Raw genomic sequence first — 26,187 nt, 5'->3', positions numbered from 1 at the left:
TTACGGCGTCGGGGCGCGGATGACCCCCACGCGCTTGAGCTGCCCGTCCTCCAGGCACAGTGGCAGCGTGGTTTCATTGCCGGGCTGGCTGGTCACGGTCACGCGCAGGGTCAGCACCGGGGTGCAGCTGGCGCCAAATCGCGGCCCCTGACCAGGAAAGATGGCGCCGCCCGCTGGAGGCGGCCCCCACGAAAAGCGCAAGGCCGCCGGCGAGGACCCCATGGCGGCCAGGAGCGGTGGCAGCGCCTGCCGGTTCCACGCCACATCGGCAATGCTCATGCCCGCGGTGCCCATGAGGGGCTCCAGCAGGGTGGGGTCGCCATTGCGAACCGCCTGTCTGAGCGTGGCGACAAAAGCGTCTTTTTGCGCCTGGGTCACTGGTGTGGCCTCGCCGGGGACGGCCTGGGCCCACACCGTGCCAGGGGCACCCGCAACGAGGAAGGTGTACAGCAGGATAGCCAGACAGACGGCAGACGCGAGAGGGAATGACGGATGATGGCGGCGCATGGTCTCCTCGATATGGCAATATCACAAAAAAGAGACCTCTGCACAACACCACCCGAACGACTCTTCGCCGAGGAAATGGCCCTCTCGGCCTCTGATTTTGGTCTAATCTGTCATCGTTTTCATCATTTTTCCCTCATTTTCATCATTCCTTCCAAATTTTGGACGCACCAGCCCCTCAAGTGCCCATCAACCGCACGGCTTTCTTCAAATTGAAGGCCATTCCCACCAGATACAGCTCGGCGCAGACCTTTTTCAGGCCCAGATAGCGCGCCCGGGCCAGGCCGTAGCCGCGTTTCCAGGTCCCGAACACCCGCTCCACGCCGCAGCGCACGCTGCTGATGAGCCGGTTGCGCAATCGTTCATAGGCCGTGAGCGGCGCGTGGCGGGTGGCCTTGTCCATGGTGGCGTCCTTGAGGCCGCGGGCCAGCAGCGCGTCGCGGTTGGCGCCGCTGGAATACCCCTTGTCGCCATAGACATAGGTCCCTGGAATAACATGGATTTCATCGAGCAGCGTTTCGAACTCGCGCATGTCTGACCGGTTGGCCGAGGTGGCGTGGCCGCCGAGGAAGAAGCCGTCGCGAGCATCGGTGGCGGCGTGGATTTTGTAGCCGTAATGACAGCGACGCCCCTTCTTGAGCCAGGCCGCGTCGGCATCGTCTGAAAAGCTGACCTTGACCGAACAGTCTGATTTCGCAGGGGATGCAGGTTGCTGTTCGGCCTCCTCCGCGCGATCCTCGGGCAGGATGTCGATGATTTTGCGCGGGCGGCGGGCAGATTCGACCACCGAGGCGTCGACCACGGTCCCCTCACGCACGAGCAGGCCCTTGGCTTCGAGCTGCTCGTTGAGGCGATCCAGAAGCTTATCGAGAATATTCAACTTGATCAGGCCGTTGCGAAATCGGCAGATGGTGGTTTCGTCGGGGACGTCACCCTCGAAGGACAGACCAACGAAGCGGATGAAGGAGAGGCGGTCGTAGAGGGCCTGCTCGGTGGCCGGGTCGCTGAGATTGTACCACCGTTGCAGGAGCAGAATCTTGAACATGGCCAGGGCCGGGTAGGCGGGGTTGCCCACGGCGTCGGCCTTGCGGGTAAGTTTCTTGTTCAAAAACGAACGGATAGGCCGCCAGTCGATGAGGGCGTCAATGTCGTCCAGGAAGGTGCGCTTGGTCTTGCGCCGGGCCATGAAGTAATCGCCAAGCAACGGGGCCTTGGGGCTGCGCTCTGCCATGTTATCCTCCTTGGGGTGAAGGAAGAATAGCAGATATCATGCTGGATTTGAAGAGAAAATATGCGGTGGCCGTGCAGAGGTCTCAAAAAATACCCACGGCGTGGACCAGTTGCAAAATCTCATGTATGAAGATTAGCCGCAAGCAGCGGGCCTGCGCAATGGGCTGCGCAACGGGTGTGGCAGGCTGGCTGGCGGGCAGGGGGAAATCCATAGAGTCCAAGCAGTTCCCCCGGCTGTTGTACGGGCAGCACAACATGCTATCCTGCCTGCCTGACGGGGAGCGGCCGCATCGAGGCCAAGGGGAGAGTCAGACGTTGGACACGCCGATGGAGAACACCACTTCGCCTCAGGCGAAGCCTGCTGAACCACCACTTGAGGGCGCGCCTGCCTGTGTGCCGCTTGCACCGGGCGCCTTGCTGGGCGGGTACATCATCCAACACGTGCTGGGCAAAGGCGCGTTCGGAATCACCTATCTCGCCCTGGATTCCAGCCTGAACACGCAGGTTGCGATCAAGGAATACTACCCCAGGGACATTGCCACCCGCGATGCGCAAGGCGCAGTGCTCCCGGCCAGTGCGGAAAAAGCAGCCTATTTTCATGCCGGCCGCGAGGCGTTTCTGGAGGAGGCCCGGACCCTGGCCCGGTTCAAACATCCGCATATCGTCAGAATCCTGTCCTTTTTCGAAGCAGGGAACACCGCGTGCTTTGTCATGGATTACGAGCGCGGGCAGAGCCTCAAGGCCTTGCTGCGTCGCCGGGGCACCCTCAGCGGGGAGGAGGTGACCGACCTGCTCACCCCCCTGCTCGACGGGCTTGAGCAGTTGCACAATCAGGATGTCCTCCACCGGGACATCAAACCCGGCAATATTTATATCCGCCAGAATGGCGAGCCCGTGCTGCTCGATTTCGGCGCGGCCTGCCGCCGGTTGGGCGGCGGGGGCAGACTCACCTCCCTGGTGACCGAAGGCTACGCCCCGCCGGAGCAATATCAGGCTGATCATACCCTGCAAGGGCCGTGGACCGATTGCTATGCCCTGGCCGCCGTGGCCCTGCGCTGCCTGACAGGCGAGACCCTGCCGAGCGCGACCTCACGGCAACAGGCCCTGGCCCTGAACCAGGCTGATCCGCTGGCGCCACTGCTGGAACAGGCCGCCACCGCCTCGCCGGCCCTGGGCGAGGTGTTGCGCCAGGGGTTGGCCCTGGATGCGGCGCAGCGAGTGCGGAGTGTGCGGGACTGGCGCCAGCTTTTTGAGGCCCAGATGGCCAGGGAATGCACCGGCAGCCTGGAGCATTCCGGCGAACCAGCCCGGGAAGTGCAGGAGCCGGTGGCGCTGTTGCTGGTTTCGGCAATGGAAGAGCACGGTGAAGAAGACGCCGCGGCCTTGCGCCAGTGCCTGCCCGTGAAGCTGCGGCAGATCCGGACCGGTGAGGAAGCCCTGCAGATCTTGTCTCGCGAGTCCCTTCACGGCTGTGTGGTGGATTCGCTTCTGGAAGACATGAGCGGGTTGGAACTGCTGCGCCGCATGCGCGACGTGGTCGGCCTGCAGCAGACTCCTCTGGTGTACGCCAGTGCGGCCCTGACCCGCGAACAGGAGCTGGAGGCGGCCAGTCTGGGCGCCTGCGCGGTGCTGATCCGGCCTGTGTCGGAGCAGGCCATGGTCGAGGCGCTGCAGCAACTTGCGATGTATCGCAGCAGTCATGCGGCGGAAACACAGCTGGTTCGCACGGCCCGCGCGGCGTTGCAGGCCGGGGATTGCCCCGCGGCCCACACCGTGCTGGAAGCCTGGCGGCCCCTGCTGCCGGTGCCGGCATCTGATGCTGCCGGACGGAAAAAAGACGCCCCGGCCCCGGGACGGCTGCAAGGCGCAGCCGTGACGCTTTTTGCCCAGGGCTGCAAGGCCATGCTGCAGGGCCGCCTGCAGGAGGCCGGGCTTTCCTGGGCCATGAGCCGCAAGGCCGCCGTGCTGGAGGCCGAGGCGCGCATTGCCATGGCCGAAGCGCACCGGATGGCCGGCCGCCTGCAGGCCTTTGCCGGATGCGCCCAGGAGGCGCATCAGGTCCAGCAATGCCTGGAGCGCATGGATCTGGTGGCCACGACCATGGCGGACACGCTCCTCCTCGATAGCCGCAGACCCCTGCCCCTGAATACCGTGGGGGTGCAGTTGCGCCGGGCAGGCGAGCTTGCGGCCTCGGAACTGGCCTATGCCATTGCCCTGGAACTATCCCCCTACGACCCCCGCGTGCATTTCAATCTGGCCAAGGCGCTGGCGCACAACGGGCGGCACAAGGAAGCCTTTGACGAAATCTGCCGCGCCCTGAAGCTTGATCCGGACTTTGAGGAAGCCGAAGCGCTCTATCGCAAAATCACGGGCAAGGCCTGGCATACCGGCGGCGGCACAAGACCGCCGCGCTCCCTGAGCGGACTGTACCAGCCGTTATTGGACGTCTGAGCCCAGGCCTTGCGCTGAAGAACAATACGTGACGCGCTTATTGCGCGGCATCTCCCGCCGTCTTGGGTTCCACGGGCAGGCCGGCATCCACCCAGGCGTCCCAGCCGCCCACCAGGGCAAACACGTGGGGGACGCCCTGCTGCAGGAGGGTCTGCCCCACCCGCAGGCTCGTCGCCTCATCATAGCAGGTGCAGTAGAGCACGTATTGCTTGGCTGGATCAAGCTCCCTGGCCCATTCCGTGGCCTTGCGCGGCTCCTTGCGCAGCGCCCCTTTGATCTTGGTCTTCTCGTGTTCCCAGGAGGAGCCGGTGCGGGCATCCAGGATGACGATGGAAGGATCATCGAGCCGCGCGGCCAGATCCTCAATGGTCATGCGGCCGACCATCTCCGCGGCCGGCGCTTCCACGGCCTTGTTCGCGGCCCAGGCCTGGGCTGTCAGGACCAACAGAAGCCCCGCGGCAAGAATCAGGAGCGATACGACGCGCAAGCGCTGAACATTCATGAATGATTTCTCCTCATGCTGGGATTGTATGGAATGGAAACAGGGGGCTGACGCGCCAGGATGGCCACGCAGGCTATAAGTGAGACAACCCCCTGCATCCAATGAAATTCCGGACAGGCATTGTCAATCACTCCACACCATACGCCTGCAGCTTTTTGTGCAGGGTCACGCGGGAAATGCCCAGCAGGCGGGCGGCCTCGCTTTTGTTACCGCCGGTCTGGGTCAGGGTTTCCAGAATGGCCGTCTTTTCCACCTCGTCCAGGGGGCGGCCGGCCAGGCTGGGGGCGGCAGGGTCAGGGTGCCCTGCTGGCAACACCGCAGGGGCAGTCGCTGCTGGTGACGCTTGCCGCAAGGCCAGGGGCAGTTCTCGCTCGCCCACGTATTCGCCCGCTGCCAGCAACACCGCGCGTTCGATGGCGTTTTCCAATTCCCGGATATTGCCGGGCCAGTGATGGCGCACCAGGGCGTCCATGGCCTGGGGGGTGAACCGCTTGAGGGGCTTGGAGTACTTGGAAGCGAATCGCTCCAGAAAATGCTGGGCCAGCAGGGGGATATCCTCCAGGCGTTCACGCAGGGCCGGAACGTGAATATGCAGGACGTTCAGGCGGTAGAACAGATCCTGGCGGAAACGCCCGGCAGCCACTTCGGCTTCCAGGTCCCGGTTGGTGGCGGCGATCACCCGCACATCCACGGTGAGCACATCGTCGCTGCCCACTCGCTGGACTTCGCCCTGTTGGAGCATACGCAGCAATTTCGCCTGAATGAGCGCGTCAAGCTCGCCGATTTCATCCAGAAACAGCGTGCCATGGTCGGCCTGGACAATGCGCCCCTCGCGCCGCTTGTCCGCCCCGGTAAAGGACCCCTTTTCATGGCCAAAGAGTTCGGATTCGAGGAGCGAGGCCGTGAGCGCGGCGCAGTTCAGGGTGATCAGGGGCTTGTGCGCCCGGGCAGAGTTGGCGTGCACGGCGCGGGCAATGAGCTCCTTGCCCGTGCCGGACTCGCCGGTCACCAGGGTCACGGCTTCGCTTTGTGCTGCCACGGCGGCCATGGCCAAGGCTTCCTGCAGGGCCGGGCTGGTGCCGATAATGCGGCCAGGATCAAAGGCTGCGGGCAACTGGGCGCGCAGGGTGGCGTTTTCCTCTTTCAGCCGGGTGTGGTCCAGGGCGCGTTCCAGGGCCAGCCGAGCCAGCTCGAAATCCAGGGGTTTGGTCAGATAATCGTACGCGCCGGCCTTGAGCGCCTCCACCGCCACATCCACGGACGAATAGGCGGTCATGATCAGCACGGGAACCGCCGGGTTGCGCTGCTTGATGCGTGTGAGGGCCTCCACCCCGGACATGCCGGGCATGCGTACGTCCATCAGGACGGCGTCAAAGGGGCCTTCCTCCACCAGGGCCACGGCCTGCTCGCCCCGGCTGGCCTGGGTCACGGCATAGCCCCAGCCCTTGAGCAGCAGAGCCAGCGACTCCAGATGGCCGGGATCATCGTCCACCACGAGAATGCGTGGCAATACGGGCGATTGGGACACAGCTTACTCCTTGGGGTGGCTGTTCGGCTGGCCACGGGCAGGCTCCGTATGCGCGAGGGGAAAGCGCAGCGTGGCCACAGCGCCGGGGCCGGGCGTGGCATTGGCCAGTCTGACCTCGCCGTGATGGGCTTCCATGATCTGCTGCACCATGGCCAGCCCAAGCCCCGCCCCCTGCGGCCGGGTGGTCACGTACGGCGTGAACAGGGTGGGCAGCAACGCCTCGGGAATGCCGGGGCCGGTGTCCGTCAGCTCCAGGGTCAGGGCGTCCTGGTCTGTAGCATTGGCGGAGATGGAGAGTACCCGTGGACGGTCGTCCACGCGCTGCATGGCCTCCATGGCATTGAGCGTCAGGTTGAGGAGTGCTTGCAGGAGCTTGTCCGCATCGCCATGAATCGCAGGCAATCCAGGCGGAATCGCAATATTGGTTGCGATATCCTGCTGCTCAAGATCAAACCGCAACAGGGTGATGCAACGCTCCACCACATCGCCAATCGCAACCTCTCGCAAGGAGGTGTCCGAAGGACGACCCAGCTCCAACAGCTCGCCGACCACGCGGTTGAGCCGATCCACCTCGCGGAGCATGAGGGCGGCCATGCGTTCGCCGTCGCTTTGGGCCTGGAACTGGCCGCTGAAGAATGTCGCTGCTGCCTTGATGGCGCCAAGGGGATTGCGGATTTCGTGAGCCACCCCGGCGGCCAGGGAACCCACGGCGGCCAGCTTGTCCCGCCGGCGTACGGCCTCTTGCAGGCGTTGCATGGCCGTGAGGTCGCGCAGGATCACCAGTACGCCACCAGACATGCCGTCCTGCGCACGCTCGGACGCGGTAGGGATGGCGAGGGGCGATACCGTCAGCTGTACGGGCATGGGGTCGGCATGCTGCCTGGGAAGCTGCAGCTCCATGTCGATGGCGGGTTGTCCGTGCAAGACGGGGCGGATGGCGTCGGCCAGCATTGCCGGCAAGGAGTGCAGGGCAGCGTGTCTTTTGTCGCAGGGCAGGCCAAGCATGGAGCGGGCTGTGGCGTTGCAGCGGTCGATGCGGCCGGTGGGGTCCACAACCAGACAGCCCGCGGGCATCTGGGTGAGGGCCTCGGCGGCCAGCGCCTGGGAGCGGGCCAGGAGCGCGCGAAACTGGCGAGCGTCCCGCGCCCAGAGCAGGCTGCCCACGGCCCCGCCGCCCAGCACCAGCAAGGCCAGGGAAAGCAGTACCGTATTGCGCAGGTCCTCGCGCCGTGCGGCGTCGAAGGGGGCGATATCCAGACCCACAAACATGACATGGGCGGAGGAGGGGTCTTGGCAGGTGCTGTTGTCCACGGCGCAGAGCGCGGAGAGCTGGGCGCGCATCTCCGGTGAACAATGCCGGGTCAGGGGGGAGTAGGTCCGATAGACCAGAAATGCCTGCTGGCCGTCAGCGGCTTCCACAATACGCCACTGCGGGGTGCAGCCGGGTGCCAGGGCGGCGATGTCCGAGGTACTCCAGAGTTGCGTGCCTTGCCCGGGGGGCTGCTCCAGCGGATGCGTCAGAGGATGCTCAAGGGCCTGCATGGCGCGGCCACCGGAGTGCAGCTGCAGGCGGCCGTGGGAATCGGTCAGGGCCAGAAACAGCACATTGGGCTGGGCGGCCAGTTCCTCCAGGAGAATTTGCAGGCGTTCCCCACTGTCCAGGAGAGTGCCGGGCAGCATGGGGGGCATGCCAGGGGACTCGCCCGGCGGCAGGCCATGCCTGCCGCGCATGCCGCGGCCGTGACCACGCATGCCGGTACGGGCGCCGGCCTCCACGGCGGTGATGATGGCCTCGCCCTTTTCCAGGAGCATGTTGGACATGGCCTGCTTGGCGCGGTGGGCGTTCAGCCAGGCCATGACGCCAACCACCACGGCCAGAATGATGGCCGCGCTGGCGATGGCCCATACCATCGGAGGGACAGCGGGAGAGCCGGCCGGCCGGCCAGTTGGCCCAGTTGGACCAGTTGGACCAGTTGGGTCGGTTGGACCAGTTGGGTCGGTTGGACCGGTTGGGCCGGTTGGGCCGGTTGGACCGGTTGGGGAAACCGGCGTGGGCGGAGAGGGGGCCGGGGGCATGCAGGCTCCTGTGAAGAAACATGACACCTGTACACAAAGTTATCGCAGCAAGGTGTGTGCTGTAAAGTTTCTGATCAACTACGGGGGCGAGTGAGCCGAGTGCCATGGCTCTAGCGAAAAACATGCCAGTTATTTCAATGTGCTGCCTCGAAGGCAGCCAATTGGCCCGCCCTTTGCTTTGCCCCAGCCAGTCAGTTGAACCTGTTTCGTGTGTAAAGGAGACTCGACCATGAAAACCAGATTTCCCATGATCGCCCTGGTGCTGGTGCTTGGCCTGATGCTGGCCCTGCCGGCTTTTGCCATGCCGCATCGCGGAGGCCACGGTGGTGGATATGGCGGCTGCGGCATGATGGCCGGTAACGCCACCGATCCAGAATTCCAGGCCAAGCTGCAGAAGTTTCAGGAAGACACCGTCTCCCTGCGTCGCTCCCTCGCGGCGGACTGGACCGAGCTTCAGGCGGTGCTGAACGCCCAGAATCCCGACCCCGCCAAGGCGCGCCTCCTGCGTGAAAAGATTTTCGACACCCACCAGAAGCTGCGCGAGGCTGCGCTCAAGGCCGGGATTCGCAATGACGCTGGCTGCCCGGGCATGGGCGGCTGCGGCGGCATGATGGGCGGCGGCTGTGGCGGCCAGGGGCAGGGCTGCATGTAGCACACACTTTCTCTGACTCCTCCTCTCCATACCGCTGTGAAAACGCCCCGCCCAAGGGCGTTTTCTTTTTGCGAAAAATGTGTCACCCCACCTGGGTAATTTGCAGGACGAAATGTTTATGCTGCAACGGCAAGGACGACGCACAGCTACGGGAGCGGAATATCTTGAAGACATTGCGACAGCAAGGAGCGTTCCTGGCCTGTTGGGTGCTTGCGGTGCTGTGGGGGCCTCAGGCGCAGGCAGCCCAGCCCATCACTGTGCGCGCAGATCTCTGGATGCCCTACAATGGCTATGTTGCAGACACCTTGCCGGGGTACATGGTCGAGGTGGTCCGGGAGATTTTTGAGCCGCTCGACCGCGTGGTGGACTATGAGCTGATGTCCTGGAACCGCGCCCTGGAGGAGTGCAGGCAAGGGCGCATCACAGCCATCATTGGTGCGGGCGAAGATCGCAAAGAAGATTTTCTTTTTCCCGAAGAGGAAATCGGCTGGTCTGGCTACGCCTGGTTCGTCCGGTCAGGATTCCATTGGCAGTTCAGCGGGTTGGAATCTCTGAGCCGCGTGCGTCTGGGCGTGTGCGACACCTGCACCTATGACGAGGCGCTGGATGCGTACATCCTCGCCCATCGCGAAACCGAAGCCGTGCAGCCCCTGGCGGGAGAGGACATGGTGGACAAAAACCTGGCCAAGCTCATCGGCAACCGCATCGACGTCTTTTATGAAGACCCCGTGGTGGTCCGCTGGGCCTTGATCCGCCTGGGGGCCGAAGACAAGGTGGCGCTGGCGAACATGGCGCCCCCGGAAAAATTCGAGCGTATTTTCATGGGCTTTTCCAGGGCACTGCCGGAGGCGCAGGCCCTGGCGCAACAGTTCGACGCCGGCATCCGCCGTCTGCGGGCTACGGGCCGGCTGGCGGAAATCCTGGCCAAATACAATCTGGAAGACTGGAAATCGCAACTACCGGCAGAATCGCAGTAAAATCGCAGTGCGATTTGTGGTGATATTGCGATTGCTGTTCCGCTCAGAGACCAAGGGCCTTGCGGATTTCCTCCTCCTTGTGCCCCAGAATCACTGCATCGCCGATGCGGATGGTCGGGAAGGAGAGGGTAGGGTTGATGAGCCGCAGTTCGCGCATGCGGTCGTTGCGGTCCTCGCCGCTGAGGCGGTCTATGTAATGGCAGGCGTAGTCACCGCCGAGAAGCGTATCCAGCAATTCCCGGGCCTTGGTGCAGTGCACGCAGGTGGACAGGGCGTAAATGGTCACGGGCGGGTGCATGGGGACCTCCAAAGGATACAGTGGAACCTGGACGCAGTGGAACCTGGACGCAGTGGAACCCGGACAGCCTCATCACGGCCGGGCCTCCCTCCCTGGCCGGGTCAGCAAGCGAGGGGGGAGAGCAGGCGCTTTTGTCAGGCGGTCTCTTCCACGTAATGGCAGCCCTTGCTTTCCTTGTTGCGCAGGGCGCTCAAGGCCACGATGGAGGCTGCACTGCTGCCGTGCCAGAGTTCAATGAGCGTTTTTGAAAGCGGGGTGCGTTTATAGAACTCCACCAGATGCAGCACCAGGGAGTTCAAGTCGTCCGCAGCGCGTTTGAGGCGCATTTCTGTACGCATCAAGCCAGCGTAATTCCACATGGTGTTGCGGATGGTGGCCCAGTCCTGGGCAATGAGGGCCGGGTCTTCATCGTGGCGGCCGCCGGGGTGCTGCCAGTCCCGAATGGATGCCTGCAGCAATTTTTCCGCATGCTTGCGCCGGTGCAGCTGCTGGGCGATGTGCTCGCCGGCGGTGCGGCCCCAGAGCAGCCCTTCCAGCAATGAGGTGCTGGCCAGGCGGTTGGCCCCGTGTACCCCGGTGCAGCTGCATTCCCCAACCGCGTAGAGCCGTTCCAGGCTGGTGCGGCCGGCCAGATCCACCAGCACCCCGCCGCAATGATAGTGCGCGGCCGGAACCACGGGGATAGGCTCTTTCATGATGGAGATGCCCAGTTCCAGGCACTGCTTGTAAATGGTGGGGAAGCGCGTGGGCAGGTCGTGGGGCACGGTGCGGCAGTCCAGAAACACACATTCCTCGCCGGAGCGGTGCAGCTCTTCGACAATGGCGCGGGAGACGATATCGCGCGGGGCCAGCTCCAGGCGTTTGTCGTAGCGGTGCATGAAACGTTCGCCAGCGCTATTGACCAGGATGGCCCCCTCGCCGCGCAGGGCTTCGGTAATCAGGAACCGTCGCTTGCTGCGGTGGTAGAGGGCCGTGGGGTGAAACTGGACGTACTCCACGTTCATCAGCAGCGCGCCGGCGCGCGAGGCCATGGTGATGCCCGAGCCCACGCTGCAGTCGGCATTGGTGGTGTGCTGGAAGATGCGACCGATGCCGCCCGAGGCCAGCACGGTGAAATCGGCCAGGATGGTTTCCACCCCGCCGGTGGCGTTATTGAACACATACGCACCCAGGCACTCGTTGACCCGCTGATACCGGAACTGCAGAGCGCAGGTGTGGTGCTGGCTGGTGATCAGATCCACGGCGGTGCGACCGGACAGCATGCGGATGGACGGGCTGTTCCGGGCAGCCTTGATGAGCCCGTCGATGATGGCCCGGCCGGAATAGTCCGCGCAGTGCAGGACGCGGAAAACGGAATGGCCGCCCTCACGGGTGAGATCGAACTCCGTTTCGCCGTCCTGGGGCACGGGGCCGCCGGTCTTGCGGGCAAAGGGGATGCCCAGGCGGTCGATGAGGATGTCCTTGACGGCCACGGGGCCTTTTTTGGCCAGAAACCGCACCGCCTTGATGTAATTATGGTCCCAGCCGGCCTTGCGGATGTCCTTTTCGAGCAGGGAAGGGGAATCGTCCGAGCCGGTGTAGACGATGCCGCCCTGGGCCAGGGCGGTGTTGCCGTCGTCCGGTTCGTCGCCGGCGGAAAGAATGATGACGTCAAAGCCGGCGTCGGCCAGTTCCAGGGCGCAGGTGAGGCCGGCAATGCCGGAACCGATGATCAAAGCCTGACAGGAAAGACGGGTGGTGGCCATGGCGACTCGCTAGCCGGCGGCCTGTTGCAGGAAGCCGCAGGCGTTGATGGTTTCATGTCGCTGTCCGCAGACGACCACACGGGCCGGGGCGGGGGAAGCGGCTGTGGAGGTGGCGTCTGCCTTGGGATCCGGCCCGAACTGATGCGAGGCGATTGAGCCGGCTGCACCGAGGCGTTCCAGGGAACGGGCCAGCTCTTCCTGAAACGCCTTGGCCGGCTTGCGCTCCAGGCCCATGAGCTGCTGCAGTCTGGAGAGGTCGGCCTCGAAGCCGGCGGCAAAAATGCCCATGGCGCCATAGAGCCATTTGTCCAACCCTTCGCGGCCCAGGGCATAGCGGTCATGGCGGCGGGAGGCGTGTTGCGGGCCGCGCCCCAGAGTCTGCAGAATCTCGTCGTTCACTTCCACCAGACATCCGGGGGCCTGGTCGTCCAGGAGCAGGCGGTTGAGAAAGCGGGTCAGGTAGCGGTAGCCGCCCTTGCGAAACTCCAGGCAGCAGCCGTGCAGCCGGGCCAGACTCTCGAACACGCGGGTGCGGTTGCGCTCATCATGGCGCAGGTGCAGTTCCTTGAGCAACTGGGCCGGCGCCACCATGCAGCCTGTGGCGGCGCGGGGTTGCTGGGCGCAGTAGAGGAGCACGTCCAGGTCGAACTGGTCCAGGGTTTCCCCGGTGTACAAGAGCACCTTGGATCTGGCCACGGAGGACAAGGGCTGGGCCGTGACCCAGGCGCGGCGGCCCAGATAGTCTGCCCGGAACAGGCTGGAAAGCAAAAAAAGCGCCGGCTTCTGAAAGCGGAGGTTCGGGGCGCTGGCTGCGGAGGTCATGAAGTCTGCGCCGCCCAGTCCGCCCAGGCCCAGGACGCCGTCGCCGGCCAGGGAGGCCAGGGAAGCCAGGGAAGAGAGGGGAGACAGCGCGTCGTCGTGCGGGGTGAGTGAAAACATGGCGGCTCCGGGGCAGTGGGCTGCGGAAGAGTTTAACTACTGTAAATCACTCAGCCGTCAGGGGCAACAGCAGACTGCGCAACCGGGAGCAGTTGCGGCGGCGGTCAGCACTCCATGACCTTATCCAGTTCTTCAGCTGGAATGATGGGGCGCCGGCTGTGGGGGATAAGGGACTCCTGGGAGCAGGGCTGGGCCAGCCGGTCTGGCATGCCGCATCTGGCAGAGGCGGCGTTGAAGTCATGCTCCCAGGCCAGAATGCGCTGCCCCATGGTGATGACGTCCTCGCTGGTGCGGGTCTGACCAAACATGCCATTGATGGCTTCGGCCATGGCGGCGCTCCATGCGGCCTTGCCTGCTGCTGGGGCGGTCTCAGGACAGAGTCCGAGGGCATCACTGGCTGCGTCCAGGGCCGCATTGAGGGCCGCGTCTGGCGTTGTGGCCGATACCTCCAGGCCTGGAGCGGGCCGGGCTCCCGGAGGAGTCTCCAGCCTTTCCGCCGGGGCATGCTCGATGCCGTAGCCTCGGGCCACGGTCGCCGCGCCCGCACCCACGATACGCCCGAGCGGGGAGCCTTTGCCAGCTTCTTCCACCAGACGGATGGCGCCTTCGGCATCGCCGTACTGGATGACTCCGGCGTGCATGAGCAGGGTGATGCTGGCGCACAGCTCCATGGGGTCCAGACCGAAATTGTTGTGCAAAAACACCAGTCTGGCGATGTCTCTGTGGTCATCAATGCCGCAATTGGCCGCGAGAATCTGCGGCATTGCCCGCGGGGTATTCCCCGGGAAGGCGGCGTGGCGGGCCCCGTCAGGCTTCAGCGTCGTGGCGGCAGCCGCAAACTGGTCGGGATTGACCGGCATGCGCCGGGAGGCGCCGGTGGCATCTATGCGGATGCATTTGATGCCTTTGGCTCCCATTACAGCGCCCACACCCCGCCCCGTGTGCCAGACCGGCTGTGTGGCCGAATCTGCCACCGCAAGGGTGGCGCTGGCCATGAGCATTTCCCCGGCCGTGCCGATGGCAAGCAGGGCGGCCTGTTCCCCCTGGAAGGGTTTGAGGCGGCCGTGCAGCGCGCAAATAGGCAACATGCGCAGCGAGTTATCTGGCACGAGGGACACGGCATCCCGGGAGATGACGAGGGAGAAGAGGTCGTCCGTCTGGCGTTGGCCTTCTATGATGACGGCGGCATAGTGCAGATGGGCCAGGTGCCGTGCCGCTGGACCGTCAATGCTGACGGTTTCCAGGACGTTGCCCAGCGGAGATTTGCACCCAATGGCGAGCCGGCTGGAAAAATCGTCAGCAGCGCCGCAAAGGAGCCCAGGGGCCAGGACCAGCTTGCTCTCAGACCCCAGGGGGTGACAGCTGGCGGGCACTTCCTGGGCGATGATGCGGGAAGCCATGGCCCGGCCGCCGAGGCCGGCGTATTCTCCCAGCGGAGCTGTGGTGATCGTTGGACCGCCAGGCGTGCCGACATCAATGCGAAGAATCCTGTCCATGACGTCTCCTGCGACTCGCCACACCCACGCGTCACCCCTCTGCAGTGTGCGACAAGCGCGCGTGCCTCAAAAAACGAACCGGGCAGACCGCAAGCAGTTTCTGGAGAGTACCGCGGTGCACCATTTCTGGTGCACCGCGGTTGTTTAGACTGTTGTCCAGAACATGCAGTGGGCCCGGCCTGTACTTCATTCGATCCGGCCATGGCTGCCGGCGTATCAACACGTCAGGGTTACTACAGCATCGCCTTCAGCTGGCGCAGGTGCAGCCGTTCTTCATCAATGCACTGCTGGACGAATTGCTGTTCGGAAGCAGGCACCAGTTCCCGCATTTCCATGAAAAAGAGCAGGGTGTCTTTTTCGAAGGCCATGGCCATGCGGATGGCGGTGTTGTCGTCCGTGGCCTCGGACATGTACTTTTCCGCCAGGCCTCCGGTGAAGAGCGCGTGCGACTCGATGAGCGCATTCACGTACATGGCGTACTCTTCCTCATTGCTCCAGGCGGGCAGTTCGACCTTGCCCAGCCGCCCCAGGAGCTCGGAGAAGATGCGCTCGTGCTTCGTCTCTTCCTTCATCAGGTGTTCAAAGAGGGCCTTGAGCGAATCGGTTTTGGCACGGGCCGCCACGCGGCGGTAGAAGTCCTGGCCCTTCCTTTCGATTTCCACCGCGGCCTTGGCGATTTCAGATGCACTAAAGAACTGAGCCATGACAACTCCTTACAACTCGTTGGGCAGCTCTTTGAGCTGGGCGTAGGTGAACACCGGGCCATCGACGCACACATACTTGGTGCCGATGTTGCACCGGCCGCAGATGCCCACCCCGCACTTCATGCGCTTTTCCAGGGTGGTGATGATCTGATCATCCTCAAAGCCAAGTTTTTTCAAGGCCTGCAGGGTGAATTTGATCATGATTGGCGGGCCGCAGGTGATGGCCACGCAGTTGTTGGGCGAGGGGGCCATTTCCGTGAGCACATTGGGGATCAGCCCCACGGTGTGTTCCCAGCCCGGGGCTTCGCGGTCGATGGTCAGGACGGTTTTCATGTCCTTGCGAGTGGTCCAGTCGGGCAGCTCGTACTGAAAAGCCATGTCCTGCGGGGAGCGCGCGCCGTAGAGCAGGCTGATGTCGCCATAGTCCTTGCGATTGTCGAGCATGAAGAGCAGCAGGGTGCGCAGGGGGGCCATGCCGATACCGCCGCCCACGAAGACGATGTTCTTGCCCTTCATGGATTCGTAGGGGAACCAGTTGCCCAGGGGGGCGCGCACGCCGATCTGATCCCCGGCGCTGATGGTGTGCAGTTTGGAGGTCACCTCCCCGGCGCGCATGACGCTGAACTGCAGATAATCCATGCGCGTGGGCGGCGAGTTGATGACAAAGGTGGACTCGCCCACGCCAAAGACGGAGAGCTGGCCCACCTGGCCGGGCTGGAAGCGGAACTCCTTCATGCGTTCTTCATTGTTGAGGCGCACGCGGAAGGTCTTGATGTTGGGCGTCTCCTGGACGGTTTCGAGAACCGTCGCAATTTCCGGGAGATACGGGTTGGGCATGCGGGTCATGAATCACGCTCCCTTCTTGCTGGCCTTGGCGGCCTTGGTCTTGCCGTGGGCCTTTTGCTTGGCCGTGACCGTTTTCTCCGCAGGCTTTTCCGCCGGGGGGGTGGCCGGGGCTGCCGCAGACGCGGGGGCCTTGGCGGGCTCTGCGGGCGCGTCAGCTGCTGCAGGTGCCGCATCCAGGGCCTTGTGCACGATCTCGCGGATGTTCACGCTCATGGGGCAGAGCTTGATGCAACGGCCGCAACCGCAACACGCAATGATGGACTCATGAATGGTGGGATAATAGCTGAACTTGTGTCCCACGCGGTTCTTGAGCCGGTGCGCCTTGGTGGGCCGGGGGTTGTGGCCGCTGGCTTCCATGGTGAATAGGGCGCTCATGCAGTTGTCCCAGGTGCGCAGACGCTCGCCAACCATGCCGCTGCGTTCATCTGTGATGTTGAAGCAGTAGCAGGTGGGGCAGAGATATGTGCAGGCGCCGCAGCTGATGCACTTGGAGGAGACGTCTTCCCAGAAGCCCATGTTCTCGAACAGGGAGAGCAGGGCCTTGGGCGCGCCGCTGAGGTTGCGGGCTTCGTCCAGGTCGGCCAGGGCCTTTTGCTTGACGGCGTCCACCTCGCCGGCCTTGGCCGCGGCGTCGGTCAGCAGGGAGGAGCCCAGCAGGGCCTGGCCGCGTTCGGACACGGCTTCCAGCACGTAGCCACCGTCCACGGGGGTCAGCAGCAGGTCGGAGCCGGCGGCGTCGGCCGGGGAGCTGCCCACTTCATGACAGAAGCAGGCGTTCTCGGCCTCGGTGCAGACCAGGGTGGCGAAGACCGTGGCCTCGCGCCGGGCCTGGTAGTAGGGGTCGTCCACGGTCTTGCCCTTGTAGACGCGGTCAAAGATCAGAAAACCGCGCGCATCGCAGGGCCGGCCGCCGAAGACCAGGGTGGCGTCGGGGTGGATGGTCTCCTTGACCACCACGTCCACCTGGCCCAGGTTTTCGGGATGTTTTTTGTATTTGAAGGCTGCCAGGGTTTCGCAGGCCGGGAACACGCTGCCCTTGGGCGGCTGGTTGGCCTGACGGTCCAACACCACAGGGCGGTCCTTGGCAAAGGGGCGGAAGACCACGGCATCGCCTTCCTGAACCGGAGCGAGCACCTTGCGAGCCTTGGCCTGCTCTTCCAGCCAGGGGACGAGCTTGTCGGCGGGGAGGAATTTCATGGGATTGGCCATTACCACCCTCTCTCATTGATATTCTCTTCCTCCACCTTGAAGGCCAAAAGCGGCGGCTTGGCGTCGATTTTGGTGCCGGCCTGGTAGTCGAAGAGTTCTTTGATTTCCTTGTTCAGCTTGCGCTTGAGCAGGAGCAGCGGGATGTCCACGGGGCAGACGCGCTGGCATTCGCCGCATTCGGTGCAGCGGCCGGCCAGGTGCATGGCGTGGATCATCTGGAAGAAGAACTTTTCAGAGACGTCATCACGCTGGCTGACCCAGCCGGGCTCGCGGCTCTGGGCGATGCAGTGATCGCGGCAGACGCACATGGGGCAGGCGTTGCGGCAGGCATAGCAGCGGATGCAGCGCTCCATTTCCTTTTTCCAGAAGGCCATACGGTCGTCGATGGGCTTGGCCTCAAAGGCGGCCACGTCGGCGTAAGCGTCGTCCGCGCTCTCCTGCATCGGCTCGCCCACAAAGACGTCCGAGAGCAGCGCGTTGTGGAATTGGCAGCGACCACATTTGTCCGCAGCCACGTCCTTGAGGGCCAGGGCCACGTCCTGGCCGGAGACGCTCAGGGTGAGCTTGTCGCCGTTCACGGCCACAGCCTTGACGCGGTTCACGTCCAGGCCCTTGGCCACCAGGGCGTGCTTGATCTTGGTCAGGTCGCAGACACCGGTGCAGGGCGCGGCAAAGACCACCACGTCGTCCCGGTTGAGCAGTTTTTCCTGCAGCAGCTCGATGATGGAGCGGCTGTCGCAGCCTTTGACCACCACGCCGACCTTTTTGCCCTTGTAGGCCGTAAGGTAGGTGGCAGTGTTGTGCACGTTGAGGGGACCCCAGAGGAGTTTGTCCACGTCCTCGGGGGTTTTCATGAAGATGGGCGTGGTGTGCAGGGCGTCGAAACCCTGCCCCCAGCCAATGACCATCTCCAGCTCCGGAAGCCGTTCTTTGATGGCGGCCTTGAGTTGTTCAAGATGCGACACGGTCGTCCTCCGTTTTGGGCCTTAGCCGGCCTGCGCCAGGGCGCCGAGAGTTTCCAGGGGGTTGCCGGCGAGCTTGGGCGCGGGGCCCAGGGCGTGGATCTCGTTGGTGAAGGTGGTCACCACGTGTTGCCAGCGCTGGCCTTCCGAGGCCGAGACCCAGGTGTAGGAGAAGCGGCGGGGGTCGATACCCAGGATGGGCATGAACCGGTGCACCACTTCCAGGCGACGCCGGGCGTAGAAGTTGCCTTCCGCATAGTGGCAGTCGCGCGGGTGGCAGCCGGAGACGAGCACGCCGTCGGCGCCGTTGACCAGGGTCTTGAGGATGAACAGCGGATCAATACGGCCCGAGCAGGGCACGCGGATGATGCGCAGGTCCGTGGGCTGGGTGAACCGGCCCACACCGGCGGTGTCCGCGCCGCCGTAGGAGCACCAGTTGCAGAGAAAGCCGACGATTCTGAGTTCCTGGGACATTACTCGACCTCCTCCTTGACCTGCTCCATGACCAGTGCATCCGCGGAGAGCGGAGGCGGACACAGGGTGTTGACTTCCGCAAGGATCTGATTGTCGGTGAAGTGCGAGAGCTGGATGGCCCCCTGCGGGCAGGTGGAGGTACAGATGCCGCAGCCCTGGCACACGGTTTCGATGACTTCGGCCTTGGGCTGGCCGCGGAAGTCGATTTCCTTGATGGCGCCGAAGGGGCAGGTCATGATGCACTTGCCGCAGCCCACGCAGCGCTTGATGTCCACCACGGAGACCTGTGGATCGCTCTGCAGGGTATCCTTGGAGAAGAGCCCGAGCACCTTGGAGGCCGCGGCGGAACCCTGGCCCACGGAGGAGGGGATGTCCTTGGGGCCCTGGGCGCAGCCGGCCAGGTACACGCCGGCGGTGTTGGTTTCCACCGGGCGCAGCTTGGGATGGCTTTCCATAAAGAAACCGTAGGCATCGTAGGAGATGCGCAGCTTCTCGGCCAGGTGCGGGGAGCCGGCGGCGGCTTCCGCGCCCACAGCCAGGACCACCAGGTCGGCTTCCACTTCCACCTGCGCGGCGGCCAGGGTATCTGCCCCGCGGACGATGAGCTTATCGCCCTTGGGGTAGACCATGGCCACGCGGCCGCGGATGTAGCGCGCGCCGTATTCCTCCATGGTCCGGCGGGTGAACTCGTCATAGAGTTTGCCCGGGGCGCGGATGTCCATGTAGAAGATGTAGCTCTGGGAGTCCGGGATGTGGTCCTTGGTCAGGATGGCCTGCTTGGCCGTGTACATGCAGCAGAAGCCGGAGCAGTAGGGCCGGTCCACGCTCTTGTCGCGCGAGCCCACGCACTGGATGAAGACGACGTTCTTGGGCTCCTTGCCATCGGAGGGGCGCTTGATGTGCCCGCCGGTGGGGCCGGAGGCGGAGAGCAGGCGCTCGTACTGCAGCGAGGTGATGACGTCGGGGTACTTGCCGCCGCCGTACTCGCTGTAGACGGTCCAGTCCATCAGGTCATAGCCCGTGGCCACGACGATGGCGCCGACGTTTTCGGTAACAATCTCTTCCTGCATGTCATAGCGGATGGCTTTGGTGGGGCAGACCTTTTCGCAGATGCCGCACTTGCCTTTGGTGAGTTTGATGCAGGTTTCGGGGTTGATGCTGGCCTTTTTGGGAATGGCCTGGGGGAAGGGAATGTTGATGGCCGTGCAGGTGCCGACGTTTTCGTTGAAGGCGTCAGGCGTTTTCTTGGCCGGGCATTTTTCCATGCACAGGCCGCAGCCGGTGCAGGCTTCCCAGTCCACATAGGTGGGCTTCTTCTTGATCTGGACGGCGAAGTTGCCCACATAGCCGCCAATTTCAGCCACTTCGCTGGCGGCGTAGAGGGTGATCTTGTCGTGCTGGGCCACGTCCACCATTTTGGGGCCGAGGATGCAGCTGGAGCAGTCCACGGTGGGGAAGGTCTTGTCCAGCTTGGACATTTTGCCGCCGATGGAGGTGGTTTTCTCCACCAGGACCACGTCCAGCCCGCCGTCGGCGCAGTCCAGGGCGGCCTGAATGCCGGCCACGCCGCCGCCGATGACCAGCACGCGTTTGTTGATCTGGAAGCTCTTGGGGATGAGCGGCTTGTTCTGCACCAGCTTGGCCACGGCAATGGAGATGAGATCCGCCGCCTTGTGGGTGTTGGCGGTCTTGTCCTTGCCAATCCAGGAGACGTGCTCCCGGATGTTGGCCATTTCGAACATGTAGGGGTTCAGGCCGGCGCGGGACAGGGTGCGCATGAAGGTGGGCGCGTGCATGCGCGGGGTGCAGGAAGCCACCACCACGCCGTCGAGCTTGTGTTCCTTGATGGCTTCAATAATCCCTTGCTGCCCCGGCTCGGAGCAGGCGTACATGGTGTCCGAGGCGAAGGCCACCTCGGGCATGGACCGGGCCTGCTCGGCCACGGATTTCACGTCCACGGTGCCGGCGATGTTGGACCCGCAGTGACAGACGAAGACTCCAATTTTCATGTCGACTCCTTCGCGTCCGGCCGGATCAGGCCGTGGCCTCGGCCGGCTGGGCCGGCGCGGTGAGGGCAGGGGCGGGATCCACGCACAAGAGGTTGAGGCCCACTTCCTTCTCGCTCAAGCCCAGGGCCAGGCCCAGGAGCTGGGTAAAGTAGAAGACGGGCGTGCGGTGCCGGGTGCGGTTGGCTGCGTTGATCTGGTCCTGGCGCAGGTCCAGGTTCATCTGACAGAGCGGGCAGGCGGTGACCATGGCGTTGGCCCCGCGGTCGGCCGCGGAATCCAGAAGCTTGCCGGAAAGCTTCATGACGATGTCGTTGCGGGCCACGCCGTAGGAGGCGCCGCAGCATTCCACCTTGAGGGGGAACTGGACCACGTCTGCGCCAATGGCTTCCATCAGTTCGTCCATGGCCACGGGATGCTCGTGGTGGTCGAACTGCATGATGTGCGGCGGGCGGTTCATGATGCAGCCGTAATACGGGGCGAGCTTGAGAGAGGACAGGGGTCGCACCACCCGTTCCTTGACGGCCGCCGGACCAACATCCTCATAGATGACCTGCAGGACGCTCTTGACAGGCAACACCTTGTTGATGGGCCGGTCCAGGAGCTTGTTCACCTGCTCGCGGAAGGCGGGTTCGTGCAGATGATGCGCGGCGTTTTTCAGGTTGGTCAGACAGCTGGGGCAGGGAGTGGTCACGCCGGCCACGTCGCCCATGCGCTCGGCCTGGGCCAGATTGCGGCCGGCCAGGGCGGAGGAGAGACGGTGGTCCACGGTATGGGCAGGGGTGGAGCCGCAGCAGCTCCAGTCCGGAATCTCCTGCACCTCCACGCCCAACACCTTGAGGACGGCGCGGGTGCTCTGTTCATATTCCTTGGAGGAACCAAGGCCTGAACAGCCAGGGTAATAGGCGTACACCTTAGCGGGCATGGCTCGCCTCCTGCTGGGATTGCGGGCCGAACTCCTGCTCGAAGCGTTCGAAAATGCGGGCCACTTCGTCCTTGCCCTGGATGTCATGCGGCTTGAAGTGGAGTTTGCCCTTGGGAAGAATCTTGGGGCCCAGGTCCACGTCGGACCAGAACCGGCCGGTCTTCATGACGTATTCGGCCACGGTGCCCATCTCAAACACCCGGCCGTGCTTGCGGACCGAGGCCAGGAAGCTGTCCCAGAACGTGCGCACGGGCCGCTGGGGCTTGGCATAGCCTTTTCGTCGCGCCAGATGCCGCAAGGTGTCCATGATCTGGGCCACCTCGATGTTGTTGGGGCAACGGGTGGTGCAGCTCTGGCACGAGGCGCACAGCCAGATGGAGTTGCAGGAAAGCACGGTATCCTTCTGCCCGGCCTGCAGCAGGCGCATGATCTGGCTCACCGGCAGGTCGTACACAAAGGTGTACGGACAGCCGGCCGTGCAGTTGCCGCACTGGTAGCAGGTGGCCAGCACCTGCCCCGTGGCGGCTTGCACCTCGTTGACGAACTCTGCGTCATACGATTGTGTAAGATTGACTGTGTTCATGATTCGAGAAACCACCTTGGCGCCGAAAGGGTCTCGCCTTCCGGGTAGAGCATGGAGCATGCTGCGCACGATCTTGGCCCTGGGCATACTTGGTGTTGTTTTCCCCGGCAGCCTTCTAGTGTCAAGGGGCGACTGCAGATTGCACGCCTGCGTCCGGCAATAGTCGTGAGAAATAACCCTGTTTTAATTTGGGGTTTTTTGAAATGAACTTGGGGAGATATAAAATGTAACATTCTTGTGACTTTTTTCACATGAAGATGTTTTTATGTGTCCCGGAGGGGGGCCCGAAGGCCCCCGGTCCGGGACATGTGGAGGAGAGACGGCAAGAACTACAGGGCAGACTCGTAAATGGCGGAGACATCCTTATCGGTCGGGCAGCGGGGGTTGGTGAAGCCGCAGGCGTCCTTTTGGGCGTTTGCGGTCATGGTGGGGATGTCAGCAGCCTTCACGTCCTTGCCATAGCGCTTGCCGAGCTCAACGAGCCCAGCGGGAATGCCGACGTCGGTGGAGAGCTTCTTGATAGCTTCCAGCGCCAGTTCGGCAGCCGCGCGAGGAGACAGACCAGCCGTGCATTCGCCCATGATCTGGGCCATTTTCACGAAGCGATCCATCTTGGCAATGAGGTTGAACTTTTCCACGTGGGGCAGCAGGATGGCGTTGCATTCGCCGTGGGGCAGGTCGTAGAAACCGCCCAGCTGGTGCGCCATGGCGTGCACGTGGCCCAGGGAGGCGTTGTTGAAGGCCATGCCGGCCAGGTACTGGGCAAAGCACATGCCTTCGCGGGCTTCGATGTCCTGGCCGTTGGCCACGGCGGGACGCAGGTACTTGAAGATCAGTTCGATGGCCTTTTCGGCGCAGGCGTCGGTCATGGGGTTGGCGATGGTGGACACATAGGCTTCCACGGCGTGGGTCAGGGCGTCCATACCGGTGGCGGCGGTCAGGGCCGGGGGCATGCCGACCATCAGCATCGGGTCGTCCACGGCGATGCCGGGGGTGACGCGCCAGTCGACGATGGCCATCTTCACTTTGCGGGAGAGGTCGGTGATGATGCAGAAGCGGGTCATTTCAGAAGCGGTGCCGGCGGTGGTGTTCACAGCCACGTAAGGCATCATGGGCTTGGTGGACTTGTTCACGCCTTCGTAGTCATGAATTTTGCCGCCGTTGGACACGACCAGACCCACGCCCTTGCCGCAGTCGTGCGAGGAGCCGCCGCCCAGGGTGATCAGGCTGTCGCAGCCGTTTTTCTTGTACACTTCCACGCCCTTGTGGACGTTTTCGTCCGTGGGGTTGGGGATGGTTTCGTCATACACCACGTATTCCATCTTGGCGGCGTCCAGCAGGTCGGTGACCATCTTCAGCACGCCAGACTTCACAATGCCCTTGTCCGTGACCAGCAGGGGCTTGGTGCCGCCCAGTTCGCGGATTTTCGAAGGGATTTCCTTGGAAGCGCCGATGCCGATAAGGGTCACGCTGGGAATGAAGAAACCGTACACTTGTTCGCGAACAGCCATGACACACGCTCCTGATTTGGTTTTGATGGAATCACCAGAGGGGAAAATCTCCCCGGAACATCGTTCACGTCGGTTGCGCTCTTATAGGCAAGGGGCGTGCCAGATTTTGTGTTGTTATATTTCAGCATGTTATGATTGCATGCTTGTATGGTAGCAATGAAGGGTAGGGGCATTCGCGATCCGGCTGGAGACATTTTGCAGCGTGCAAAAAATCACAATCGCGAATTGCACTTATATTGCAGCTTGTTGCGCTAGTGTATCGAATTGACACAAGGAATCAGTCCCAGTGGGTCATAATCGGACAAGGTCCGAAACATACAGCCACGCAGACTATTAAAAAGAGGACATACTCTGAGTTTTTGTTCAGCGCTTGGTGCGAAACACCGGCATGCCGGCAAGCCGCCAGGCCGGAAAACCTCCGGCAACCAATTGTATTGAATACCCTTTCTCCCCAAGTATGGCCGCCGCCTGCACGGGCAGAAGGCAAAACGCCCCGCGACAGTACATCACAGACGGCGTTCCCGGGGTGACGGCCGGCAGGGCGCGCAACTCGTCCAGAGTGGCGCAGACCGCGCCGGGGATGTGCCCGGCATCATACTCCAGCCGGGGCCGGAGATCGAACAGGGCCGGGCGCTGGCGGGGCATCATGGCCGCAAGGGCCTGTGGGGTGATGGCCGGCACGGTGGCCTGGGGTGGAAAGCGATCGGCAAGCAGGCGGTCCAGCTCGGGCAGTTGGGCCATGCCCACGCGTTGCATCAGATCCAGCAGCCGGGCCACGTCATCCCCGGCCAGACTGTACAGCACCCGCGGACCTTCCTGCCGGCTGCACACCAGCCCGCAATGCCGCAACTGCCGCAGATGGTGCGACGTGTTGGCCACGGACTGTCCACTGCACTGGGCGAGGGAGTCCACGTCCCGCTCACCCTGGTTCAACAATTCCAACAATTCCAACCGCACGGCATGGGCCAGCCCCTTGCCCACCAGGGCAAAGACTTCGAACAGGCGGCGCTTCTCCTCGGTCCTGGCCATCCCCCCTCCGGTCCTTATATAGTGATGTGTGATTCCGTTCAGACGAGGCTGAGCCCCAGGAGCGCTCCCCACAGCATCTGCAGGGGTATCAGCAGCAGCAGGGAAATCGCAGCCAGGAGCAGACACATCGCCGCCATGGCCCGGTATGGCACGCCCCCGCCGGCGGTGGCCATGATCAGTGGCGGTGCCTGATACGGCAGCAGTACCGTGGTGTATGCAAGCGCTTGCAAGGTCAGCACTTCCACAAGTGACATCCCCGAGGATCGCGCAATGTCATCGGCAATGGGCGCCAGGGCCGATGGGATGCCCGGCAGCGAGGTCAACAGGCCGGTGCCCGTGAACACGCCCAGCAACAGTCCCTTGATGCCGAGGGTCGGGCCCTGGTCCAGGGGCAGGAGTTCCAGCAGGGTGGCGGCAAAGAAGTCCCCCAATCCAGAACTTTGGATGATGCTCCCCACACTGATGGCACACGCGGCGAACAGCAGAGGATCCAGCCCCACGCCCTTGAACAGTGAACTTCCAAACCAGCCTGGAACCGGTAGCAGCAGAATGACTGCTGCCGCAAGGCTGACCCAGCCGGGGGAAATGCCGTGCCAGGAATCGAGCATCCAGGCTGCCAGGGCCGCGAACAGGACGATGGCTGTCAGCCGTTCGCGGGGGGACCAGGGCGCAGGTTCCCGGGCCGGTGCCTGAGGGGGGAGGGTGTCCGGGAACAGCGTGCAGAGCAAGGGCAGCGTCACCGCCAGCTTGAGCAATCCCAGCACCGGGAACAGGAGCAGCAGGTAGTTCATGTAGCCGATATTGATACCATACAAGGCTGCGACTGCACCGGAAAACACCACGTTGGGCATGTTGGCCGGGAGGATGGCAAAGGCCGGCAGATACGTGCCCAGCACGCCGGCCAGCATGAAGCCGGTGTAGCCTTTGCGGCCTTCAGTAAAGCCACACTCCAGGGCAGCGGTGCGTAGCAGGGGGAGCATGAGGAGCACCCGCCCCATGGCCGAGGGCACGCAAAAGGCAAACACTGCGCCCAGGACCAGCAGCCGGAGCAGCATGGCGTTGTAGGTGGTGGTCCCGTTCGGGCGGAGCAGGAGGGCCAGACGCGCGCCCAGCCCGGAATCCTGCACAGCCCGGCCCAGGATGAGTCCCGAGAAGATCAGCCAGAAGGCCGCGGTGGTGAAGCCGGCAAAAATCTGCGGAGGCTCCACGGCCCGACTGACACCCAGGACCAGAAAGAAAAACAGGGCCGCCACGCCTTCGCTGGCCAGGCGGAAGCCCCAGCAGCAGACCAGAAATGTCACGGCCGCGGCCACCAATTGCAATTGAGGCCCGGCGTTTTGGGTGGCCAGGGCCATGCCGCCGGCCAGGGCAAGGGAAACAAGCAAGGGAAAAAGCGCCGCGAGCGCAGGACGGATCCGGGGAGGAGGGGAGCCGGTGGGTTGGGACGTCATGGTGAGCTCCTTAAATATTCAAATGAATATTTGAATAGTCGGAATTTCGGGGGAGTGCAAGCAAAAACGCCGCCTCAATAGAAGGCGGT

General features: G+C 63.5%; 23 protein-coding genes. 3 read left to right on the top strand and 20 right to left on the bottom strand.

Features of this window, described 5'->3' with window-relative positions:
- Complete coding sequence (locus tag ACYQ00_RS04770) at nucleotides 1-507, bottom strand: hypothetical protein (protein ID WP_460031021.1); 507 nt, start codon at nucleotides 505-507, stop codon at nucleotides 1-3.
- A gap of 175 nt (nucleotides 508-682) precedes the next feature.
- A complete protein-coding gene (locus ACYQ00_RS04765) occupies nucleotides 683-1,735 on the bottom strand; it encodes an IS5 family transposase (RefSeq protein ID WP_460030289.1) in 1,053 nt (350 codons plus the stop codon).
- Between the two features lie 392 nt (nucleotides 1,736-2,127).
- On the opposite strand from ACYQ00_RS04765, the gene ACYQ00_RS04760 reads away from it, so the two are divergent.
- Nucleotides 2,128-4,185: a protein kinase domain-containing protein gene (locus tag ACYQ00_RS04760; RefSeq protein ID WP_460031020.1), complete on the top strand. Its 2,058-nt coding sequence runs from the start codon at nucleotides 2,128-2,130 to the stop codon at nucleotides 4,183-4,185.
- A 37-nt stretch (nucleotides 4,186-4,222) separates the two neighbouring features.
- Here the strand turns inward: ACYQ00_RS04760 and ACYQ00_RS04755 are convergent, their stop codons facing one another.
- From ACYQ00_RS04755 to ACYQ00_RS04745, 3 genes are all read right to left on the bottom strand, one after another.
- On the bottom strand, nucleotides 4,223-4,687 hold the full coding sequence (locus tag ACYQ00_RS04755; RefSeq protein ID WP_460031019.1) for a rhodanese-related (seleno)protein: 465 nt from the start codon (nucleotides 4,685-4,687) through the stop codon (nucleotides 4,223-4,225).
- A gap of 127 nt (nucleotides 4,688-4,814) precedes the next feature.
- Nucleotides 4,815-6,215 carry a sigma-54-dependent transcriptional regulator gene (locus ACYQ00_RS04750; RefSeq protein WP_460031018.1) on the bottom strand — a complete coding sequence of 467 codons (1,401 nt, stop codon included), beginning with the start codon at nucleotides 6,213-6,215 and terminating at the stop codon, nucleotides 4,815-4,817.
- Between the two features lie 3 nt (nucleotides 6,216-6,218).
- The gene (locus tag ACYQ00_RS04745) at nucleotides 6,219-8,126 is read right to left on the bottom strand and encodes an ATP-binding protein (RefSeq protein WP_460031017.1); all 1,908 of its coding nucleotides are present in this window, start codon (nucleotides 8,124-8,126) and stop codon (nucleotides 6,219-6,221) included.
- 394 nt (nucleotides 8,127-8,520) lie between these two features.
- Between ACYQ00_RS04745 and ACYQ00_RS04740 the strand changes: the two genes are divergently transcribed.
- Entirely contained in the window at nucleotides 8,521-8,943 is a 423-nt protein-coding gene (locus ACYQ00_RS04740; RefSeq protein ID WP_460031016.1) for a periplasmic heavy metal sensor, read from the top strand.
- Nucleotides 8,944-9,107: 164 nt separating this feature from the next.
- Complete coding sequence (locus ACYQ00_RS04735) at nucleotides 9,108-9,920, top strand: substrate-binding periplasmic protein (RefSeq protein WP_460031015.1); 813 nt, start codon at nucleotides 9,108-9,110, stop codon at nucleotides 9,918-9,920.
- A gap of 43 nt (nucleotides 9,921-9,963) precedes the next feature.
- On the opposite strand, the gene ACYQ00_RS04730 is transcribed toward ACYQ00_RS04735, so the two are convergent.
- The 15 genes from ACYQ00_RS04730 to ACYQ00_RS04660 all read right to left on the bottom strand — a co-directional run bounded on the left by ACYQ00_RS04730 (nucleotide 9,964) and on the right by ACYQ00_RS04660 (nucleotide 26,098).
- A complete protein-coding gene (locus ACYQ00_RS04730) occupies nucleotides 9,964-10,218 on the bottom strand; it encodes a glutaredoxin family protein (RefSeq protein WP_460031014.1) in 255 nt (84 codons plus the stop codon).
- Between the two features lie 134 nt (nucleotides 10,219-10,352).
- On the bottom strand, nucleotides 10,353-11,963 hold the full coding sequence (nadB, locus tag ACYQ00_RS04725) for an L-aspartate oxidase (protein ID WP_460031013.1): 1,611 nt from the start codon (nucleotides 11,961-11,963) through the stop codon (nucleotides 10,353-10,355).
- Between the two features lie 9 nt (nucleotides 11,964-11,972).
- The gene (locus ACYQ00_RS04720) at nucleotides 11,973-12,902 is read right to left on the bottom strand and encodes a hypothetical protein (RefSeq protein ID WP_460031012.1); all 930 of its coding nucleotides are present in this window, start codon (nucleotides 12,900-12,902) and stop codon (nucleotides 11,973-11,975) included.
- A gap of 104 nt (nucleotides 12,903-13,006) precedes the next feature.
- The gene (locus ACYQ00_RS04715) at nucleotides 13,007-14,398 is read right to left on the bottom strand and encodes an aldehyde ferredoxin oxidoreductase N-terminal domain-containing protein (protein WP_460031011.1); all 1,392 of its coding nucleotides are present in this window, start codon (nucleotides 14,396-14,398) and stop codon (nucleotides 13,007-13,009) included.
- A gap of 233 nt (nucleotides 14,399-14,631) precedes the next feature.
- Entirely contained in the window at nucleotides 14,632-15,102 is a 471-nt protein-coding gene (locus ACYQ00_RS04710) for a ferritin-like domain-containing protein (RefSeq protein WP_460031010.1), read from the bottom strand.
- 9 nt (nucleotides 15,103-15,111) lie between these two features.
- The gene (locus tag ACYQ00_RS04705; RefSeq protein ID WP_460031009.1) at nucleotides 15,112-15,948 is read right to left on the bottom strand and encodes an FAD/NAD(P)-binding protein; all 837 of its coding nucleotides are present in this window, start codon (nucleotides 15,946-15,948) and stop codon (nucleotides 15,112-15,114) included.
- 3 nt (nucleotides 15,949-15,951) lie between these two features.
- Nucleotides 15,952-17,145 (bottom strand): 4Fe-4S dicluster domain-containing protein, encoded by a 1,194-nt coding sequence (locus ACYQ00_RS04700; protein ID WP_460031008.1) that lies wholly within the window; start codon nucleotides 17,143-17,145, stop codon nucleotides 15,952-15,954.
- A gap of 11 nt (nucleotides 17,146-17,156) precedes the next feature.
- On the bottom strand, nucleotides 17,157-18,122 hold the full coding sequence (locus ACYQ00_RS04695) for a 4Fe-4S dicluster domain-containing protein (RefSeq protein ID WP_460031007.1): 966 nt from the start codon (nucleotides 18,120-18,122) through the stop codon (nucleotides 17,157-17,159).
- 21 nt (nucleotides 18,123-18,143) lie between these two features.
- The gene (locus ACYQ00_RS04690) at nucleotides 18,144-18,593 is read right to left on the bottom strand and encodes a hydrogenase iron-sulfur subunit (RefSeq protein WP_460031006.1); all 450 of its coding nucleotides are present in this window, start codon (nucleotides 18,591-18,593) and stop codon (nucleotides 18,144-18,146) included.
- Nucleotides 18,593-20,602 (bottom strand): 4Fe-4S binding protein, encoded by a 2,010-nt coding sequence (locus ACYQ00_RS04685; protein ID WP_460031005.1) that lies wholly within the window; start codon nucleotides 20,600-20,602, stop codon nucleotides 18,593-18,595. Before ACYQ00_RS04685 ends, ACYQ00_RS04690 begins: the two co-directional genes overlap by 1 nt.
- 25 nt (nucleotides 20,603-20,627) lie before the next feature.
- Complete coding sequence (locus tag ACYQ00_RS04680; RefSeq protein ID WP_460031004.1) at nucleotides 20,628-21,524, bottom strand: CoB--CoM heterodisulfide reductase iron-sulfur subunit B family protein; 897 nt, start codon at nucleotides 21,522-21,524, stop codon at nucleotides 20,628-20,630.
- Nucleotides 21,514-22,107, bottom strand: a complete 594-nt coding sequence (locus ACYQ00_RS04675) for a 4Fe-4S dicluster domain-containing protein (protein ID WP_460031003.1) — start codon at nucleotides 22,105-22,107, stop codon at nucleotides 21,514-21,516. Before ACYQ00_RS04675 ends, ACYQ00_RS04680 begins: the two co-directional genes overlap by 11 nt.
- Nucleotides 22,108-22,436: 329 nt before the next feature.
- Entirely contained in the window at nucleotides 22,437-23,618 is a 1,182-nt protein-coding gene (locus ACYQ00_RS04670) for an iron-containing alcohol dehydrogenase (RefSeq protein WP_460031002.1), read from the bottom strand.
- Nucleotides 23,619-23,981: 363 nt separating this feature from the next.
- Nucleotides 23,982-24,647, bottom strand: a complete 666-nt coding sequence (locus ACYQ00_RS04665) for an ArsR/SmtB family transcription factor (RefSeq protein ID WP_460031001.1) — start codon at nucleotides 24,645-24,647, stop codon at nucleotides 23,982-23,984.
- Between the two features lie 38 nt (nucleotides 24,648-24,685).
- Nucleotides 24,686-26,098, bottom strand: a complete 1,413-nt coding sequence (locus ACYQ00_RS04660; protein ID WP_460031000.1) for an SLC13 family permease — start codon at nucleotides 26,096-26,098, stop codon at nucleotides 24,686-24,688.
- Nucleotides 26,099-26,187: the final 89 nt, after the last annotated feature.

The organism is Megalodesulfovibrio paquesii, from assembly GCF_054653055.1.
This window is presented reverse-complemented; position numbering and strand designations above follow the sequence as displayed.